Origin of the sequence: Paraburkholderia sp. PREW-6R, from assembly GCF_039621805.1 — a bacterium.
Lineage (GTDB): Bacteria > Pseudomonadota > Gammaproteobacteria > Burkholderiales > Burkholderiaceae > Paraburkholderia.
Genome location: NZ_CP155075.1, coordinates 291,459 through 309,037 on the forward strand (window position 1 = coordinate 291,459; position 17,579 = coordinate 309,037).

The window sequence follows — 17,579 nt, forward strand, 5'->3', positions numbered from 1 at the left end:
CAGCCAGGGTGAAAAGGGAAACGGGATGGAGAGGGGACACATGAAGGTGATGGTCGCGGTCAAGCGGGTGCTCGACTACAACGTCAAACCGCGCGTCAAAAGCGATGGCAGCGGGCTTGATCTGGCGAACGCGAAGATGTCGATGAATCCGTTCGATGAGATCGCGGTGGAAGAGGCGGTGAGATTGAAGGAAGCGGGTGTAGCGACGGAAGTGATCGCCGTTTCCGCGGGTGTGGCGCAGGCGCAGGAGACGCTGCGCACCGCACTCGCCATCGGTGCGGATCGCGCGGTGCTAGTCGAGTGTGCCGACGAGTTGCAACCGCTGGCGGTGGCGAGGCTGCTGAAGGCGCTGGTCGACAAGGAACAGCCTTCACTGATCATTCTCGGCAAGCAGGCCATCGACGACGATTCCAGCCAGACGGGTCAGATGCTGGCAGCGCTAGCCGGGTTGCCGCAAGCAACGTTCGCTTCGAAGGTGGTCGTAGCCGACGGCAAGGCAACCGTATCGCGTGAAGTGGATGGCGGCGCCGAAACGTTGTCGCTGACGTTACCCGCTGTCGTGACTACGGATTTGCGCCTGAACGAGCCACGTTACGTCACGCTGCCGAACATCATGAAGGCGAAGAAGAAGCCGCTGGAAACGATCAAACCTGAAGATCTGGGTGTCGACGTCACGCCACGCCTGAAGACGCTGAAAGTCGTCGAACCGCCGAAGCGTTCCGCCGGTGTGAAGGTGCCGGATGTGAAGACGCTGGTCGGGAAGCTGAAGACCGAAGCCAAGGTGCTGTGAGGAGACTGGGTAAATGACGAATCTGGTTAATCTCGTGATAGCGGAACACGACGGCGCGTCGATCAAGGCCGCGACGCTGCACACGATCGCCGCCGCGCAGAAGATTGGCGGTGACATTCACGTGCTGGTGGCCGGCCACCACGCACAGTCCGCAGCGGAAGCTGCAGCGAGAATCGCTGGCGTGTCGATGGTCCTGCTGGCCGACGCGCCGCAACTCGAAGCGGGTCTGGCGGAAAATGTCGAAGCCACGGTGTTGACCATCGCGAAGGACTACACGCATATCCTTGCGCCCGCAACGGCTTATGGCAAGAACATCGCGCCGCGTATTGCGGCAAAGCTCGATGTCGCGCAGATCAGCGACATCACGGCAGTGGACAGCGCCGATACCTTCGAACGTCCAATCTATGCGGGCAATGCCATTGCAACGGTGCAATCGCAAGATCCGGTCAAGGTAATTACAGTCCGCATGACAGGCTTTGACGCAGTAGCAGCGGAAGGCGGCAGCGCATCAATTGAAAAGATCGAAGCGGCAGCAGGCTCAAACATTTCGCAGTTCGTGAACCGTGAAATAACGAAGTTGGACCGTCCGGAACTGACGTCGGCGAAGATCATTGTTTCGGGTGGCCGCGGTCTGGGCAATGGCGAAAACTATACGATGGTGCTCGAACCCCTTGCCGACAAGCTGAACGCTGCATTGGGTGCATCGCGCGCCGCAGTCGACGCGGGCTTCGTGCCGAACGATTACCAGGTGGGTCAGACGGGCAAGATCGTCGCGCCGCAGCTTTATATGGCGGTCGGCATCTCCGGCGCCATCCAGCATCTGGCCGGTATGAAAGATTCGAAGGTCATCGTCGCGATCAACAAAGACGAAGAAGCGCCGATCTTCAGCGTCGCCGATTACGGCCTCGTGGGCGACCTCTTCGTCGTCGTGCCTGAACTGGTGAGCGTTCTTCCATAGCTACCCGTCCACTCACCACACCATCCCCATATAAAACCCATCGGAGTTGCCATGAGCGAAACAGTCATGTCGGACACCGCGCAACGCCAGGCACTCGCCGAGGAGCTGGACAGTTTCAATTGCCGCATCGCCCAGCCCACCGACGGTCCGCTCTTCACGCGCGAGCCACAATCGACGATGCAGGCGGCCCACTGGAAAGCCGCCGACCTCGCGCGCCTGCTCGAGAAAATCGGCGCGAGCATCAAGCTCGAAGCGGGCGGACAGCGCAGAACCTTGCGTCTCGCTAATCGCGGGCTGCCCTTCGGTACGACGCCGACCCTCTGGGCGTCGATTCAATACATCCTGCCCGGCGAGATCGCCACGGCGCATCGCCATACGGCCAGCGCGCTGCGCTTCATCATGCAGGGGCGCGGCGCAGACACGATCGTCGACGGTGAGCGCTACGAGATGAATGAAGGGGACCTGGTTCTGACGCCGGCGATGGCCTGGCACGATCATGAACACAAAGGCGACAAGCCGATGATCTGGCTCGACGTGCTCGACATTTCGCTAGTGCGCTCCATGCATGCGACCTTCTTCGAAGGCTCCGCCACCCCGCGTCAGGCGGTGCTGGACATTCCGGACCATTCGTATCGCCGCTATGGCAGCGCGATCATGCGACCGCTGAACGACAGGAATACCCCAGAGCTCAATCCGCTGCTCGTGTACCCGGCCGCGCGGGCGCAGGAGGCCTTGCGCCTCGCGGCGGCGTTGCCGCCCGACCCGTTCGACGATACCGCGCTCGAGTATGTCAATCCGCTCGACGGTGGGCCTGCATTGCCGACCATCGGTACGGTGCTGCAATCGCTGCGCCCCGGCGTACACACGCAAGCGCATCGGCACACCGGTAGCGTCGTTTATTACGTGATGCGCGGCAAGGGCGCCACGGTCGTCAACGGCACGACCTTCGAATGGGGCGCCGGCGACTTCATGGCGATTCCGCCGTGGGCCGTGCATGAGCACATCAACCGTTCGGACGACACCCCCGCGATGCTGTTTCAGGTCAACGATATCCCGGCGCTGCGCAAGCTCGGCCTCTATCGCGAAGAAGCCGTCGACGTAGCCGAGGCGGGTCGGAACTGAGCATGTCGATAAACACTCGGAGACTGTAGATGCAAACACCTGTATTGATTGTGGGCGCTGGCCCGATTGGACTGGCACTGGCCGGCGACCTCGGTTTTCGTGGCGTGTCGTGCACGCTGATCGAACGAAGCGATGGTCGGGTGATTCAGCCAAAAATGGACATGGTCGGCATACGCACCATGGAATATTGCCGTCGCTGGGGCATTGTGCCGTGGGTACACGACGCCGGTTATAACCGCGCCTATCCACAGGACTGCGCGTGGGTGACGGGGCTAAGCGGCTACGAATTCGGGCGTGAAGTGTTCCCGAGCCCGCAGGACGAAAAGTATCCGCCACAGAGCCCGCAAAAGCGTGAACGCTGCCCGCAGAACTTCTTCGATCCGGTACTGCGCCGCTTCGCGCAACAGCAGAAGGGCGTCGATATCCGTTACAACACGGAGCTGGTCGAATTCACTGAGAACGCCGACGGCGTCATTGCCAAAGTGCGCGACGCGAACACCGGCGAAGAGTCGTTCATCGAAGCGAGTTATCTGGTCGGCTCGGACGGTGGCGCGAGCGGGGTGCGCCAGGCGCTCGGTATCGGCATGACGGGCGAGCCGACGCTCACGTACACCACCAACGTGGTGTTCCGCGCCGACAATCTCGAAGCGTTGCACGACAAGAAGCCGGCGTACCGTTACATTTTCATTGGCCCGGAAGGGACCTGGGCGACGCTCGTTGCGATCAACGGACGCGACCAGTGGCGCTTTTCGCTCGTCGGCGATGAAACGCGGCTTACGCTCACCGAAGAGCAGATGCGCGCCGCCATCATCCGTGCGGTGGGACGCGAGTTCGACTTTGAGATCCTTTCGATGTTGCCGTGGGTGCGTCGCCAACTGGTGGCTGACAGCTATGGCACGAAGCGCGTGTTCATTGCGGGCGACGCTGCGCACCTGACCTCGCCCACGGGCGGCTTCGGCATGAATACCGGCATTCAGGACGCGGTGAATCTGTCGTGGAAACTCGCGGCCAGCCTGCAAGGCTGGGGTGGCGAGCATCTGCTCGCGACCTACGAAACCGAGCAGCGCCCGGTGGCGATCCGCAACGTCGCGGAAGCGACCGGCAACCTCAAGCGCATGCTGTCGCCGCGCGTGCTGTCGCCGTCGAAGGAAATTTTCGAGGATGGTCCGGGGTCCGAGGCCGCGCGTATTGAGTTCGGCAATCAGTACACCGAGCTGATGAAGCGCGAGTGGTTCTCGATCGGCATTCACCTCGGGTACATGTACGAGGGCTCGCCGATCATCGTGCCCGACGGCACGCCGCAGCCGTCCGACGAAGTGTCCTCTTATGTCCAGACGGCGCGGCCCGGTTCGCGCGCGCCGCACGTGTGGCTGGCGGAAGGCCAGTCGACGCTCGACCTGTTCGGCAAGGAATTCGTGCTGCTGTGTTTTGCGCCGGCTGCGGCAGAGAGCGAAGCATTGCGCGCGGCCGCGGCGACGCGCCACGTGCCGTTCAAAGCGGTCGATATCGATCACGACGAAGCGCGGCGCCTGTACGAGCGGAGGCTGGTGCTGGTGCGTCCGGACGGCCAGGTCGCCTGGCGCGGTGACGAATTGCCGGCCGATCCGCTCGCGCTGATCGATACCGTGCGCGGCGCGATGCACGGCCTGGTGACTTCGAAGACGGACACCATGCCGTTGGCGCAACAGACCGCGGTTTAAGCGACCGGCGTGCGCGGCTCCTGATCCGCGCACGCCGTCCGTTCAATTGCGTAGCGGTTGACACGTGGCGCAGTGCGACACGGCGCGCTCAACGTCGACGTCGCGAAAGGCAGAGATCATGAAAACGGACAGCAAAACCCGGTGGCTCGATTGGCAAAGCCGCGCGGCGACGGCGAGGGATCACCTCGTCTGCGCGATGATGCTGTGCGCGCTTGCCTATATGGGCAGCGTGCCGGCGATGGAATAATAAAATCGTTCTTCCGCAAAATGCGGAAGAACGATGGTCCATTGCTGAAGATGGCAAGCTGTTGTTTGCGCTCAGCGGTACGCTGCGGCGGCCAAGGTCACGTGTGCGAACCGCGCCGTAGCCGTGCCGGCGCGAGGCGTTCAAGAAACACCATGATCGCCGCATTGAACGCGTCGTTGCGATCGCCGGCGATCATATGCCCGGCGCCCTGCATCAAGGCTGTTTCCAGTTGCGGCAAACGCGCGCGCAATTCATCGATTCCACTGCTCGACACGACATCGCTTTCTGCGCCATGCACGAGCAGCGTGGGAATCTTGATGTTGGGGCACAGGTCGAGCAGACGGTTGCTGCTTTTTTCGCGTTGCTCTTCGTTGCGGCTGGCGAAGAAACGCGGGTCCCAATGCCAGTACAGACGCCCGTCTTCGCGTAGCCGAAGGTTCTTCATGAGACCACGCGGATCGCGCGGCCGTGGACGATGCGGATTGTAGGCGGCGACCGCGGCGGACGCCTCCTCGATATTGGCGAAGCCGTTGGGGTGGCCATTCAGGAAGTCGTGGACGCGGCGCAGGCCCTTTGGATCGACACGCGGCGCAATGTCCACCAGCACCAGCGCGCGGGCGAGCGCCCCGCTACTACGCCCGACCGCATGCATCGCGGTCATGCCGCCCATCGACGCGCCGACGACCACCGGTTCAGCGGCCACGCTGCTGATTACGGCCTCGAGGTCGTCGGCCAGCCGGCTATGCGAATAGTTCAACTCCGGCGACCAGTCGCTTTCGCCGTGGCCGCGTGCGTCGAATGCGAGCGCATGGTAGCCGAGTTCGCCCAGCGTCCTGACCGTGCCGCGCCAGGAGTGCCGGGTCTGCCCGCCGCCGTGCAGCAGAATCACGGCAGGTTGGCCCGGCTCGCCGCTTTCGGTCGCCGTCAACGTGATCCCATCGTCCATCCGGAGACGGCGAGTGTGCAGTCCCGAGCGCGCCGACGTGCTGGTGTGGCTGGTGTCCATGCGTTCGCTTCTCTCCGTTCAGTTGACCGGCTTGTCCCAGACCGGATGATTGCCGCCTTCGCTTTGCACCACGTCAAGCGTCATCGAGCCGACTCCGGCGATGTCGATCCTGACCGTGTCGCCGCCCTGAAGCGGGCCGACGCCGGCCGGGGTGCCAGTGGCGATGATGTCGCCGGGATACAGCGTCATGACCGCGGAGGCCATGCGGATCATCTCTGGAATATCCACGATCAGGTCGCGTGTACTGGCTTTCTGCTTGATGTCGCCATTGACCGAGAGTTGCAGATCGATCGAATCGTAGTCCGGCACTTCGTCGGCGGTGACGAGGTAGGGGCCGACCGGGCAAAACGTGTCATACGATTTGCGCATTACGCGTTCTTCCTTGCCTCGCACCACCACGTCGATCAGGCAAGCGTAACCGAAGACATGATCGAGCGCGTCGGCACGGCTGATTTCGCGGCCGCCTTTGCCGAGAATGATCGCGAGTTCGCATTCGTGATGAATCTGGCGATTCGGAATGGCCGGCAGCACGATTGGCTCCGACGGTCCGCTCAGACTCGAATTTGCTTTCAGAAAGAAACCCTGGCCGTCGGCCTTGAACGGCGAGATCAGCCCGGTCCCATGCTTCATCTCTTCAACGTGCGCGTGATAGTTCGCAGGAAACGCGATGACCTTGTTCGGCCACGCGACCGGCGTCTCCAGTTTCACGCTTGAAAGCGGCACGCGGTGGCCGCTTTGTGCGCGATCCTCCAGCTTGCCGCGTAATTCGGCGAACTGGTCGATTACGTGCAGCATGCCGACCGGCGGCCACGTGTTGGGCGTGGCATTCACGAGATCGGATATGTCGACGATATCGTCGCCGACCACGACGCCGATACGTCCGCCATCGAAACTAGCAAGCTTCATGTCAATTTCCTGGTTGAGTTGTTCTGGGCGCGGGGCGCTTGCATGGGCCGCTTCAATGACCGCCGATCGCCTCGTCGTGTTCGCCGATGGCGGGCGGTCCCGAGCGGGCCGTCAGCTTGCGGTCGTCGAAACTGGCCGGATAACGCGCCGCGCGAATCGGACCGACCGGCGAATCGACGAAGCTGTACACCTCGTTGTTTTCCACCTGCGGGTCGTTCAGGAATTCGTCCAGCGAAAACACCGGCGCGGCGGGCACGTCCATTTCGCTGAAGCGTTGCAGCCAGAACGCCGTCTTGCCTTCCTTCACGACCGCGCCGACGCGGCGAAAAAATTCGTCGGCCATCGCAACCGGGTCGCGCATCTGCTTGAACTCGTCCTTCCATTGCGGACGGTCGATCGCGTTGAGCGTTTTCGACATCTGAGCACCATTGGCTGGCGAAATCACGACGAAGCCATCGGCGGTTTCCAGCACCTGTGATGCGGGCGGTTTCCATGCCGAGGTGTCTCCCTCGAATGTGCGATGCTGGAACATGTCCGGGAAGTTGAAATAGCCCATGACATCGAGCATCGGCAACTGGACGTAGCTGCCCTTGCCGGTTTTCTCGCGCTCATACAGCGCGGCCAGTACGGCCTGCGCACCAAATGCGCCGGTGACTTTGTCGACCATGTTGAACGGCGTGACCGCCGGCTTACCGTTGCGACCCTCGGACGCGACAATGCCGGTGCGGCCCTGAATCAGCGAATCGAAGGCCGGTGCATTGGCGAGCGCGCCGGTGTCGCCGAAACCATTGATCGACAGCCGGATCAGACGCGGGTAGCGTGCTTCGAGCACCTCGCGCCCCAGGCCGAGCGAGGCGGCCACACGCGGGCGCCAGTTCTCGATCAGGATGTCCGCGCGCTCCAGCAGATTTTGCAGGCGGCGCTTGCCTTCTTCCGTTTTCAGATCGATGACGACGCTGCGCTTGCCGCGATTGGCGTTGGTCCACGACGCGCCGTAGCCTTCGCGGTTGTGGCCGAATTTGCGGAAGCCGTCACCGCCGGGCGGCTCGACCTTGATGACGTCGGCGCCGAGATCGGCAAGCATCATCGAGGCGAACGGTCCCGTCAGGAAGCTCGACGTTTCCACGACGACGATGCCGTCGAGCGGCCGCTTCGGCGCTGCACGCCCGGCGGAAGAAGTGACAGGATCGGGTTGGTTCGGGTCGGACATCTGGCGTCTCTCTGGCTGGTTTTGCTTGTGCGTGAAGTAGGCTTACCGGTTCACGACGCATTTAGCGATCCGTAAATTCATTGGATCAACCTTTGAAATTATGATGAGGGATGTGTGCGGTGATGTCAAGCGATAGTGATCCACGGAGCCTGGCGTCCGGGCTGGCAATCGACCGGAACAAAAGCGGCCGCGCATCGCCTGCCTGTCGGAAGGCAATACGCGGCCGAGGGCGGCGGCACCGCGCGCGCGATGCCCAGAAAACGACGCTATGAACTCGCGGCGGACCTGCGCCTGAGCGTCAGAACTTGTGGCGAATGCCGAGGCGAACCACCACCTGGCTCGACGTGTTGGCCGGTGTCAATGTGACAAGGTAGGGCACCGACGCCTGGCCTGTCGAATCGACACCCGAGGCCTTCATGTAGGCGCCGGTGAGATACACGTCGGTTCGTTTCGAAAGGAAGTAGTCGGCAATCGCATTGACCGTCTGATACTTGGCGGGTTTTTTGCCGTCGATGCCGCCGCCGTCCAGGTAGTTGTACGCGGCGCCGACTTCGAGCGTCGGCGTAACGTAGTAGCCCGTGTAGATCGAGTAGTTGTTGAAAGCCGCGTTGCCGGTGTAGCCGAACGGATTCGTCAGGCTCAACGTGCCCGAGGCCGCGCTGTTCAGATCCTGAAAGCGGATATTCGAATAGCCGCCGCCAATCGTCAGAGCGCCGATCGTGTATTGCAGGGCGGACGCGAAAATCTGCAGCTTGCCAGCCGATGCGAAGCCGCCGTAGATCGGATTGACCTGCACGCCTGCCACCGAGCCGAGGTTGTTCGCCGTGGTCGAGCCTGTCGAACCATTGCCATAAAACGACTGATTCGGGTTGTCGATATGCATGTAACCGGCGGCGGCGATCACGGGACCGATCGCGTAACGCGCGCCGACCGACCAGATGCTGTTTCTCGCAGTCTGGCCGGCAACGCCCCCGAAGCTATACAGGCCTGTGACGAGAAAGCCGTGATAGGACGGGCTCGTGTACTTGAGCGAGTTGTTGATGCGCTGAGAGTCCGCCACGTTGTCGATGTCACCCGGGTGATCGGCGAACGCGCCGCCGGCGTACGTGCCAGCCTGCATCACATTGATCACGTCGACGATGGAGTCGTACTGGCGCCCCGCGGTCAGCGCGCCCCACGGCGCGGTGATGCCGACGAACGCCTGACGACCGAAGAAGGTGCCACCCTGCTGGAATCTGCCGGTGCCGACGTCAAAACCGTCTTCGAGCGTGAAGACCGCCTTGTAGCCATCGCCGAGGTCTTCCGAGCCTTTGAGGCCCCAGCGCGAAGCCTGCACGAGCCCCGTCGTCATGGAGACCACGCTGCCGCCCGTCCGGCCGTGCGGTGCGCCAGCCTGCGCAGTCTGCGCGTTGTTGACGTAGTTGACACCTTCGTCCAACAGGCCGTATAGCGTCACGCTGCTTTGTGCGAAAGCGGGCGCCCATGCCGCGAGCGTCAGCGCACCTATCAAGGGTTTTGGAAGCTTCAACGTCGTCTCCTAGATCTCGTGCCACGGCGGCGAGCGGCGCGGCAAACCGGGTTTTTGTCTGAGTTTTTTTCTGGTTTCTTGTTATTGGATGAACCATTGAGTCGAAATATAATGGATCTGATTTTGCTGTCAAAGAGAGCAAACCCTAATGGCCGTGGCTAGAAAGGATCAGGAGGTCGATGATACGGCGGCCGACGGCGCGAAACTGCTGGGAGTACTACGCAATCGAGCTTTGATCGTTGGGCTCGGGCAGGGTGGGGGGACGCGGCGCCGCTCTGAACGCGAGCCAGGCGATCGCGCTGGACAGCACCAGTGCGACGATCATCGCGAACGTCGGGTTGGCGGGGGAAAGACCGATGGCGGCCGTACACAGCGACCCGTAGGCCATCTGCAGGCAGCCGTACAGGCCGGCCGCCGCGCCGACCACGGCGGCGTCGACATCGAGTGCGCTGCTGATCGCATACGGGCTCGACAGTCCGGTGGCGAAGAACATCACGATCATGGGTCCCATCACGGAAACGAGCGTGATGGCATGCGAGAGGTACGACACGACCAGGCTCAGTGACGCGGCCCCCATGATCGCACTGGCGATGAGTAGCGCGGAGCGTGCCGGCAGCGTGGCCGCCAGGCGCTTGGCCGCGCTCTGGCCGCTTGCCAGTCCGACCACCAGCGAGAAATAAGCGAAGCCGAAAGCTTGCGGCGACAGGCCGAGCTCGGACTCCAGAATGAAAGGCGACGCGGAGAGAAACGCGTAGATGCCGGTGGTCGCACTCGCCCCGCCGATGCTGTAGGCCAGAAACGATGGGGTTCGCAGCAGGTGTGCGTAGCTGCGCAGATAGCGGCGGATTTGAAAGTCATTCGACGGCACGTGAGTTTCGGGCACCACTCGCCAGACGGAAATCAGCACGATGGCATTTGCCACGCTCATCGTAATGAAGATCCAGCGCCAGCCGAGATGGGCGACGAACTGCGCGCCGATCACCGGCGCGACTGCCGTCGCGATGGCCATTGCAATGCTGAGCGTAGCGAGGCGCCGGATCAGCGTGGTGGACCCGGAACTGTCGCGTGCGATGGCCCGCCCAAGCACCAGCCCGGAGCAGCCACCGAGCGCCTGCGTGAGACGCGCCAACTCCAGCCAGGCCAGCGATGGCGCGCACGCGGCCGCCACGCTGGCGAGCGCGAACAGGGAGAGCCCAGCGAGCAGCACAGGGCGGCGTCCATAGCGGTCCGAAAGAGGACCGTAGACGAGCTGGCCGAGCGACAGGCCGATGATGTAAAGCGTGATCGTGAGTCCGATGCCCGCGGTGCTTGCTTGCAGATCGCGCGCAGCGGAGGGTAGCGCGGGAACGAACACATGGAGCGGGAATGTCCCGGATAGCGTAATGCAGACAAGAATGAATAATGACGGCACACGTGAGACGGTCTTCGTCGGGGTGAGGGAATCGATCATGGGTGTGCGATCCGGAACGGAGAAGAAGACGAGCGAGGCAAACAGCGTGAGACGCCTCGTTTGCGCTGCCTGACAGAGATGAAGCCTGGATGGCTCGGCATGTGGGACCGGCAAACCGCCGTGACGCGGAGAGTCGTGTATCATTGGATGAACCATTAATATATTGTTACGCAGCGGGCGTTGTCAATTGCGGCTGGCGATTTGGCGTCGGCTTCGGTTTTGAGCAGGCGCCAGGATCTGCGGTTTCGTAACGTCGCAGGGTATACATCAATCGCTTCATATAGACAATGGATGAACCATTAATCATTGGGCGTTAGGATGTCTGCAGTGGCACAACCCACGCCGAATCCGCATCGAGGCGATCGAGGAGAAAGAGACGATGAAGTCGCGCGCACAACTTGCAGTGGGTGACGGACCTGCAGCCGCAACGTCGGCAGCAACGGCCGGTGGCTTCCGCTGGGTAATCCTGCTGGTGATCTGGGCGGCGTTCATGGTGAGTTGCGTCGATCGCTTTGCATGGGCAAGCATCGCCGCGCCGGTGGGACACGCGCTCGGTTTCAGACTCGCGCTGCTTGGCTCGCTGACCACGGCTTTTTATGTCGGTTACACGGTGTCGTGTCCTGTCGGCGGCATTCTCGCGGACAAATTTGGCAGCCGCGCGACGCTGGCGATTTCGATGTTCCCGCTCGGCGGGTTGACCTTCTGCTTCGGTTTCGTGCAGACCTTCTGGATGGCTGTCGCTGTGCATCTGCTGATGGGTTTTGCTGCCGGCGCGGAATATGGCGCGACGATCAAGATCCTGACCGTCTGGTTCGGCAAGGATAAAGGGCGCGCGTTTGGTATCTGGGCGACTGGTACGTCGGTGTCCGTGGTGGTGGCGAACGCGGCGGTGCCGCGCATTGCCGCGGCCTATGGCTGGCAGGCGGCCTATCAGATACTGGGGCTCGCGACGCTGGTGTTCGCGCTGATCTGTCTGGTCGTCGTGAAGAATACGCCGGACGGCCAGTCGGTTCCGCGCATCACTTCGCGCCAGATTGTCGCGTTATTGAAGAACCGCAACCTCGTCTTGCTCGCGCTCGGCGGCGCCGGCGCGCTCTATGGCACGCTCGGGTTCGTCGCGTGGGCGAACGCGTTGATGACGGTTGCGCACGGCGTGTCGCCCGTGATCGCCGGATCGGTTCTCGTGTGGTTCGGCGTCGGCGCGTTCGTGTCCAAACCGCTCTTTGGCTGGCTGTACGACAAGCTGATCCGCTACGCGAGACTCGTGGCGACCGTTGATCTTGCCCTGTTCATCGTGCTGCTGATTGCGTTTGGTCACTGCCAGTCGATCTCCGCATACTATGTGCTCGCGCCTTTCCTCGGCGCGGCGGCGTACGGCTATACGCCGCTTCTGATCGGTCTGTACACGCAGGCGTCCGGTCCGCAACTGGCGGGGGCGGCGGCGGGCTTCGTCAATACCGTGTGGTCGGTGGGTAGCTTCATCTCGCCGCTCGTCGCAGGATATGTGTTCCAGCATGGACGTTCGTTGAACAACACGCTGGCCGTCATTGCGATTGGCCCTTTGTTGGGCGTGCTTTTGCTGTGCCTCGTGCGTCGCCACGCGGTGGCGGAATCCTGAGCCAGCCGTGTGCAGTCTTGTGCAGCGCTGGGCACGCTTCCATTTAGCGGTGTTATTGCTGAGTATCCCCGCGTATTCCTGACGATCACGTCGTTTCCCCTGGTATGGGTAGGCTTGACACCGCTGTTGTCCATGACCTAATTTTAAATGGTTGATCCAATCAATAAATCGAATACGACCATCGATCAGGAGACATCATGCGGCGAGCTTCCGGCTGGATCTTGGCTGTACCCGACTCTGGACGGCGGATGCGCCGTCTGGCGCCGCGGTTCCTGCAAGCCCTGACGCTCGCGCTGCTGGCGCTTGCATGGGCCCGTAGCGCAGTCGCCGCGGCCCCCGCGCTGACGATCTGCCATATCGATGATCGCAGCGGCGCCGCCGCCGATACGGGTACGCAGGGTTATCGGGCTGTGCAGCTCGCCGTCGACGAGATCAACGCCGCGGGCGGCATTGCCGGCCATCAGGTGCAACTGATCGGTTATGACGGCAAGACGGATCCACAACTCTCGGCTTCGTTTGCCGCGCGCTGTGCGGAAGACGATCACGCGTTGCTCATTATCGGTGCCAACCCGGCCGCGGTCGCGACGGGTATTGCTGCAGTTGCCAATGAGGACAGGATTCCGTTCTTCGTCATGGGCGCGACCGTCGACAAACTCACCGACCCGCCCGCGCCCTGGTTGTTTCGCTTCGGCCCGGCCAACCGGCAGGATGCCGGAGCCGTGGCCGATCTGTTGGCGAAGCAGGGCTTCCGGCGCATTGCAATCATCAACTGCTCGGCGCCGTTCGGTATCGACGGCCAGCGCGCAATGGTAGCTGCGCTGGCGGCTCGCCGCATTGCCGTGGTCGTCCAGCAGACCTACGACACCGGCGCGGCCGATCTCACGCCGCAACTGCTGAGTATCCGCGACGCGAGGCCCGACGCAATGGTGATCTTTCCCTATCCGGCGGACGGCGCGCGCGTGCTGCGAACCGCTCAGCAATTGAATCTGCGAACGCCCACCATCGTGGTGCGCAGCGCGCTGCAACAGGCGCTGCTGAAGCTGGCGGGCTCAAGTGCGGACGGCGTGCTGGTGCCGAATACCGTCGATCCGAATCGTGCCGACGTGAAGGCGTTTTTTGTCGCGTTCAATTCGCGCTTTGGTCCGCATCTGCCGAATCTTTATCCGGCTGTGGCCTACGACGCGGCGCACGCCGCCTTCCGCGCGTTGGCCCAACCCGAAGTGCTCAAGGCGGTTGATAGTGGCAACGTCGAGCAGGCGCGACTCGCGTTGCGCGACGCTGTTGAAAAGATCGGCTCGTTCGACGGCATCGAAGGCGCGGCGGGCACGCACTACCAGTTCAGCACAACCCGGCACCAGGGACCGCCTGACGCGCGCTGGTTCACGTTCATCGAGGTGGCGGGGAACGGCACACGTTTCGAGTCCGCGAATCTCGACGCATTCCGGCCGAGACCCTGATCGGCCCGTCCGTTTGCATGGGAGCAAGTGACGCCGGCGCGCCCGACTTCAGGTGCGACGCTTCACTTTCTGCCACGTCCCGGCTCGGGAAGGACCATTCACCGCGTCACGGCGCTGCGGCAGATAGTGCCGTTCGAGCGTCTTCAGGTGCACCTCCATTTCCGCGACCGCGCGCGCCGTGTCTCGCGCCAGCAGATGCTTGAGCAGGCGCCGACGCGAAGCCATCACCGTACTGCTCGGCGCCGGTGTCAGCACCTCGAGCAGCAACACCTGAATCTCGATCATCGCATCAGTGAGGATGATGAGCAGCGGATTGCGCGACGCGTTCGCCAGGATGCGGAAAAACTCCAGATTGATCGACACGCGCTCGCCGATGCGACCCGCTTTCACGGCGATTTCGGCGGCGCGAACGTTGTTGACCAGCGCATCCAGATCTGCCTCGGACCCACGCTCGCAGGTCGCGCGCAGGGTTGCCAGCGCAACCACCGTGCGCGCTTCGGTCAGATGTTCATGGCCAAGCATGCCGAGGCGAAACAGGTCGGCAATGCCGGTCACCACGCCGTCGCCCTGGCCTTCGCGCACGAAAGCGCCACCGGTGGTCCCTTTCCGGAATTCCAGCACGCCGGAGATTTCTAGCGTTCGCAAGGCTTCGCGCACGGTGTTGCGACTCAGGCCGAACTGCTCGGCGAGATCGCGTTCCGCGGGAAGCCGATCGCCCGGACGCAGCTCGCCTCTGCTCAGTTGCGAGCGAATCTGCAAGGCGACTTCTTCGAACGCGCGACGAGCCTGCATGGGCGAGCGCGGCGCGCACGACTCCGGCGCACCGTTAGCTTGGGGCGCGGGCATCGGCGTGGCCGGCTTCGATCGTTGAGCAATGGGCATGGGTCGCACCTGGTTAGCTTCAGGTCGATGGTAACCGCTGCGAATGCCGCGGTGAATCGTTGCTTCGTCTTTTTTTGCGCGGCAACGCAGCGAAGCGCTTCGTTGTTCGAAGTAGTTTACTTTAAAGGTTGAACCATTTAATCTTTAGGACATTAGCACCGAGTGACTGCCATTTTTGTTCTCGGGTAGCTCTTGTCAGGAGATGAGCGATGCAACGTGGAATAGCCCATCCGTCACTCAGCGAAGCAACGCGCGAGTTTGTCCGGCGCGCTCATGGGTTGCTGATCGACGGCAAGTGGAGCGAGGCGCAGTCTGGCCGGACGCTCGATGTCGAAGACCCCGGTACGGCCGAATTGTTGACGCGCGTCGCCGCTGGCGAAGCCGCCGACATCGACCGCGCCGTGCAGGCCGCGCGCCAGGCTTTCGACGGCGGACCGTGGCGGCGCGTGAAGCCCGCGGAGCGCGCCAGACTGCTGTGGAAACTCGCCGATCTCATGCACGACCACGCCGACGAACTGGCCCAGCTCGAATCGCTCGACAACGGTAAGCCGGTGGTGTTCGCGCGGGCGGTCGACGTCCTCAGTTCGGTAGAGATGGTGCGCTACTTCGCCGGGTGGACGACCAAGTTCGGCGGCGAAACCGTCGACGTGTCCGTGCCGGGCGAATGGCATGCCTATACGACACGCGAACCCATCGGCGTCGTCGGCCAGATCGTTCCGTGGAACTATCCGCTCGGTATGGCGGTGTGGAAAATCGCGCCGGCGCTCGCCGCGGGCTGCACGATCGTCCTCAAGCCGGCCGAGCAAACCCCGCTCACCGCGCTGCGTCTGGGCGAACTGGTGCTCGAAGCAGGCATTCCGCCCGGCGTGGTGAACGTCGTGACAGGCTATGGTGAAACGGCCGGGGCGGCATTGGCCGCCCATCCTCAGGTGGACAAGATCGCTTTCACGGGCTCGACCGAAGTCGGCAAGCTCGTCGTGCAGGCGGCGCTCGGCAACATGAAGCGTGTGTCACTTGAATTGGGCGGCAAATCGCCCGTCATCGTTTTTCCCGACACAGATGTTGCGAAGGCTGCGCCGGCGCTCGCGCGTGCCGCTTTCTTCAATACCGGCCAGGTGTGCTCCGCGGGCACCCGCCTTTACGTGCACGAGCGCATCTATGACGAACTCGTCGAGCAGGTGTACACGGAGGTGGCCGGCTGGCGGATCGGTTACGGGCTTGACGCCGATACGAAGATGGGGCCGTTGATCTCAGCCGAACAGCACGCCCGCGTCACCGGCTTTCTCGAAGCCGCGCGCGCGGACGGCGCGACGGTGCTCGGCGGCGCGCCGAGCGACGCCACCCGGGGGCATTTCATCACGCCCGCAGTGCTCAAGGACACGTTGCCGACAATGTCGGTGGTGCGCGAAGAGATCTTCGGCCCGGTGCTCTGCGCGATGAGTTTCCGCGACAGCGAGATCGAGCGGCTCGCGGCCATCGCGAACGATACGAACTACGGGCTGGCGGCCAGCATCCGGACACGAGACCTCAGCGTCGCGCACAAACTCGCCCGGCGCATCAAGGCCGGCTCGGTCGGCGTGAACGTGCATTCCGTGCCTGATCCGGCTTTGCCATTCGGCGGCTTCCGTCAGTCCGGCTGGGGCCGGGAACGGGGCCGGGAGGCGCTCGAGCTATATACCGAAGTAAAGAGCGTCGCCATCAATCTCGATTGACGTCCCGCCAGCAAGCGCCGCGCTGGGAATCCGCCGAGCGCTATCCCGACGTTTTTTGGTGCCACTAAAGAGGTAAATGAAGTGACCGATACCCCTAATCAGCTGGTGACCTACGAAGCGCGCGACGGCCGCGCTTACATCACCTTTAATCGCCCTGAGAAAAAGAACGCGTTGACCGAGCGGATGTTCGACACGCTCATGGATCACCTGGATCGCGCGGAGGCCGATGACGACGTGCGCGTGATCGTGTTTCGCGGCGCGGGAGGCGACTTCTGCACCGGACACGATCTGGCCGAAGTCGGTCATGAATATGGCGAGCCGCAACTCGACGCGAACGGCAAGCCGCGTCGACCCAGCCAGCGGGCGCGTTTGCATCACGACCGGCACTACATCGCCCGTTTTCAGCGGATCTTTCTGTCGCCCAAGCCGACGCTTGCGCTGATCAGCGGGTACTGCATCGGTGCGGGGCTGTATATCGCCGAAGGGTGCGATCTGTCGATCGCTTCGGACAACGCAAAGATCGGCCATCCCGAACAGAAGCTCGGCTTGTCGGGCGCGTCATATTTCGGCGCGTGGGAAATCATGGCAATGGGGCCGCGGAAAGCGCGCGAACTGCTTTTGCTCGCGGAATTGTGGAGCGCCCAGGAAGCGTTGAGCGCCGGCCTCGTGAATAAGGTCGTACCGCAGGCGGAACTGACAGAGGCGGGTGAAGCGTGGGCCGAGCGTATCGTCCGTTTGCCGCGCGACGGTCTGGCGATCGGCAAGGCCGCTGCGCATCTGGCTTACGACTCGTTGCGGCTCACGAGCCAGTTCTCTTACGGCTACGTGATGCACGCGCTCGCCACCAATGTGCGCTACGAAAAGGACGAATTCAATTTCATGAAAGCGAAGCGCGAGTCCGGCGTCAGGGCGTCGAGCCACGGTCGCGAAGCGTTCTACAAACCGGCGGACGGAACCGACACCGCAGCCTGAGCGCGCCGCGCGATCGGTCGC

Annotated in this window: 15 protein-coding genes; 9 read left to right on the plus strand and 6 right to left on the minus strand. The window is 62.7% G+C overall.

Going from position 1 to position 17,579, the window contains the following annotated elements:
• Nucleotides 1–40: 40 nt before the first annotated feature.
• The 5 genes from AAGS40_RS25890 to AAGS40_RS25910 all read left to right on the plus strand — a co-directional run bounded on the left by AAGS40_RS25890 (nt 41) and on the right by AAGS40_RS25910 (nt 4,817).
• Nucleotides 41–790 (plus strand): electron transfer flavoprotein subunit beta/FixA family protein, encoded by a 750-nt coding sequence (locus AAGS40_RS25890; protein WP_345817336.1) that lies wholly within the window; start codon nt 41–43, stop codon nt 788–790.
• A 22-nt stretch (nt 791–812) separates the two neighbouring features.
• Nucleotides 813–1,748 carry an FAD-binding protein gene (locus AAGS40_RS25895; protein WP_345817594.1) on the plus strand — a complete coding sequence of 312 codons (936 nt, stop codon included), beginning with the start codon at nt 813–815 and terminating at the stop codon, nt 1,746–1,748.
• Between the two features lie 51 nt (nt 1,749–1,799).
• Nucleotides 1,800–2,870, plus strand: coding sequence for a cupin domain-containing protein (locus AAGS40_RS25900; RefSeq protein ID WP_345817338.1), 1,071 nt, complete (start codon nt 1,800–1,802; stop codon nt 2,868–2,870).
• 29 nt (nt 2,871–2,899) lie between these two features.
• On the plus strand, nt 2,900–4,570 hold the full coding sequence (locus AAGS40_RS25905) for an FAD-dependent oxidoreductase (RefSeq protein WP_345817339.1): 1,671 nt from the start codon (nt 2,900–2,902) through the stop codon (nt 4,568–4,570).
• Between the two features lie 118 nt (nt 4,571–4,688).
• On the plus strand, nt 4,689–4,817 hold the full coding sequence (locus tag AAGS40_RS25910) for a hypothetical protein (protein ID WP_345817341.1): 129 nt from the start codon (nt 4,689–4,691) through the stop codon (nt 4,815–4,817).
• A 97-nt stretch (nt 4,818–4,914) separates the two neighbouring features.
• Here the strand turns inward: AAGS40_RS25910 and AAGS40_RS25915 are convergent, their stop codons facing one another.
• The 5 genes from AAGS40_RS25915 to AAGS40_RS25935 form a co-directional block, all read right to left on the minus strand.
• Nucleotides 4,915–5,823, minus strand: a complete 909-nt coding sequence (locus AAGS40_RS25915; protein ID WP_345817343.1) for an alpha/beta hydrolase — start codon at nt 5,821–5,823, stop codon at nt 4,915–4,917.
• 18 nt (nt 5,824–5,841) lie between these two features.
• Nucleotides 5,842–6,729: a fumarylacetoacetate hydrolase family protein gene (locus tag AAGS40_RS25920; protein ID WP_345817345.1), complete on the minus strand. Its 888-nt coding sequence runs from the start codon at nt 6,727–6,729 to the stop codon at nt 5,842–5,844.
• 52 nt (nt 6,730–6,781) lie between these two features.
• On the minus strand, nt 6,782–7,939 hold the full coding sequence (locus AAGS40_RS25925; RefSeq protein WP_345817346.1) for a CoA transferase: 1,158 nt from the start codon (nt 7,937–7,939) through the stop codon (nt 6,782–6,784).
• A 298-nt stretch (nt 7,940–8,237) separates the two neighbouring features.
• Nucleotides 8,238–9,467 carry a porin gene (locus AAGS40_RS25930; protein ID WP_345817347.1) on the minus strand — a complete coding sequence of 410 codons (1,230 nt, stop codon included), beginning with the start codon at nt 9,465–9,467 and terminating at the stop codon, nt 8,238–8,240.
• A gap of 217 nt (nt 9,468–9,684) precedes the next feature.
• Entirely contained in the window at nt 9,685–10,917 is a 1,233-nt protein-coding gene (locus AAGS40_RS25935; protein WP_345817348.1) for a multidrug effflux MFS transporter, read from the minus strand.
• A gap of 379 nt (nt 10,918–11,296) precedes the next feature.
• Here AAGS40_RS25935 and AAGS40_RS25940 point away from each other — a divergent pair, with 379 nt between their 5' ends.
• On the plus strand, nt 11,297–12,535 hold the full coding sequence (locus AAGS40_RS25940; RefSeq protein WP_345817349.1) for an MFS transporter: 1,239 nt from the start codon (nt 11,297–11,299) through the stop codon (nt 12,533–12,535).
• 197 nt (nt 12,536–12,732) lie between these two features.
• Entirely contained in the window at nt 12,733–13,992 is a 1,260-nt protein-coding gene (locus AAGS40_RS25945) for an ABC transporter substrate-binding protein (protein WP_345817350.1), read from the plus strand.
• Between the two features lie 48 nt (nt 13,993–14,040).
• Here the strand turns inward: AAGS40_RS25945 and AAGS40_RS25950 are convergent, their stop codons facing one another.
• Nucleotides 14,041–14,874 (minus strand): GntR family transcriptional regulator, encoded by an 834-nt coding sequence (locus AAGS40_RS25950; protein ID WP_345817351.1) that lies wholly within the window; start codon nt 14,872–14,874, stop codon nt 14,041–14,043.
• A 209-nt stretch (nt 14,875–15,083) separates the two neighbouring features.
• Here AAGS40_RS25950 and AAGS40_RS25955 point away from each other — a divergent pair, with 209 nt between their 5' ends.
• On the plus strand, nt 15,084–16,586 hold the full coding sequence (locus AAGS40_RS25955; RefSeq protein ID WP_345817353.1) for an aldehyde dehydrogenase family protein: 1,503 nt from the start codon (nt 15,084–15,086) through the stop codon (nt 16,584–16,586).
• Nucleotides 16,587–16,667: 81 nt separating this feature from the next.
• Complete coding sequence (locus tag AAGS40_RS25960; protein WP_345817355.1) at nt 16,668–17,558, plus strand: enoyl-CoA hydratase/isomerase family protein; 891 nt, start codon at nt 16,668–16,670, stop codon at nt 17,556–17,558.
• The last annotated feature ends 21 nt before the right edge of the window (nt 17,559–17,579 follow it).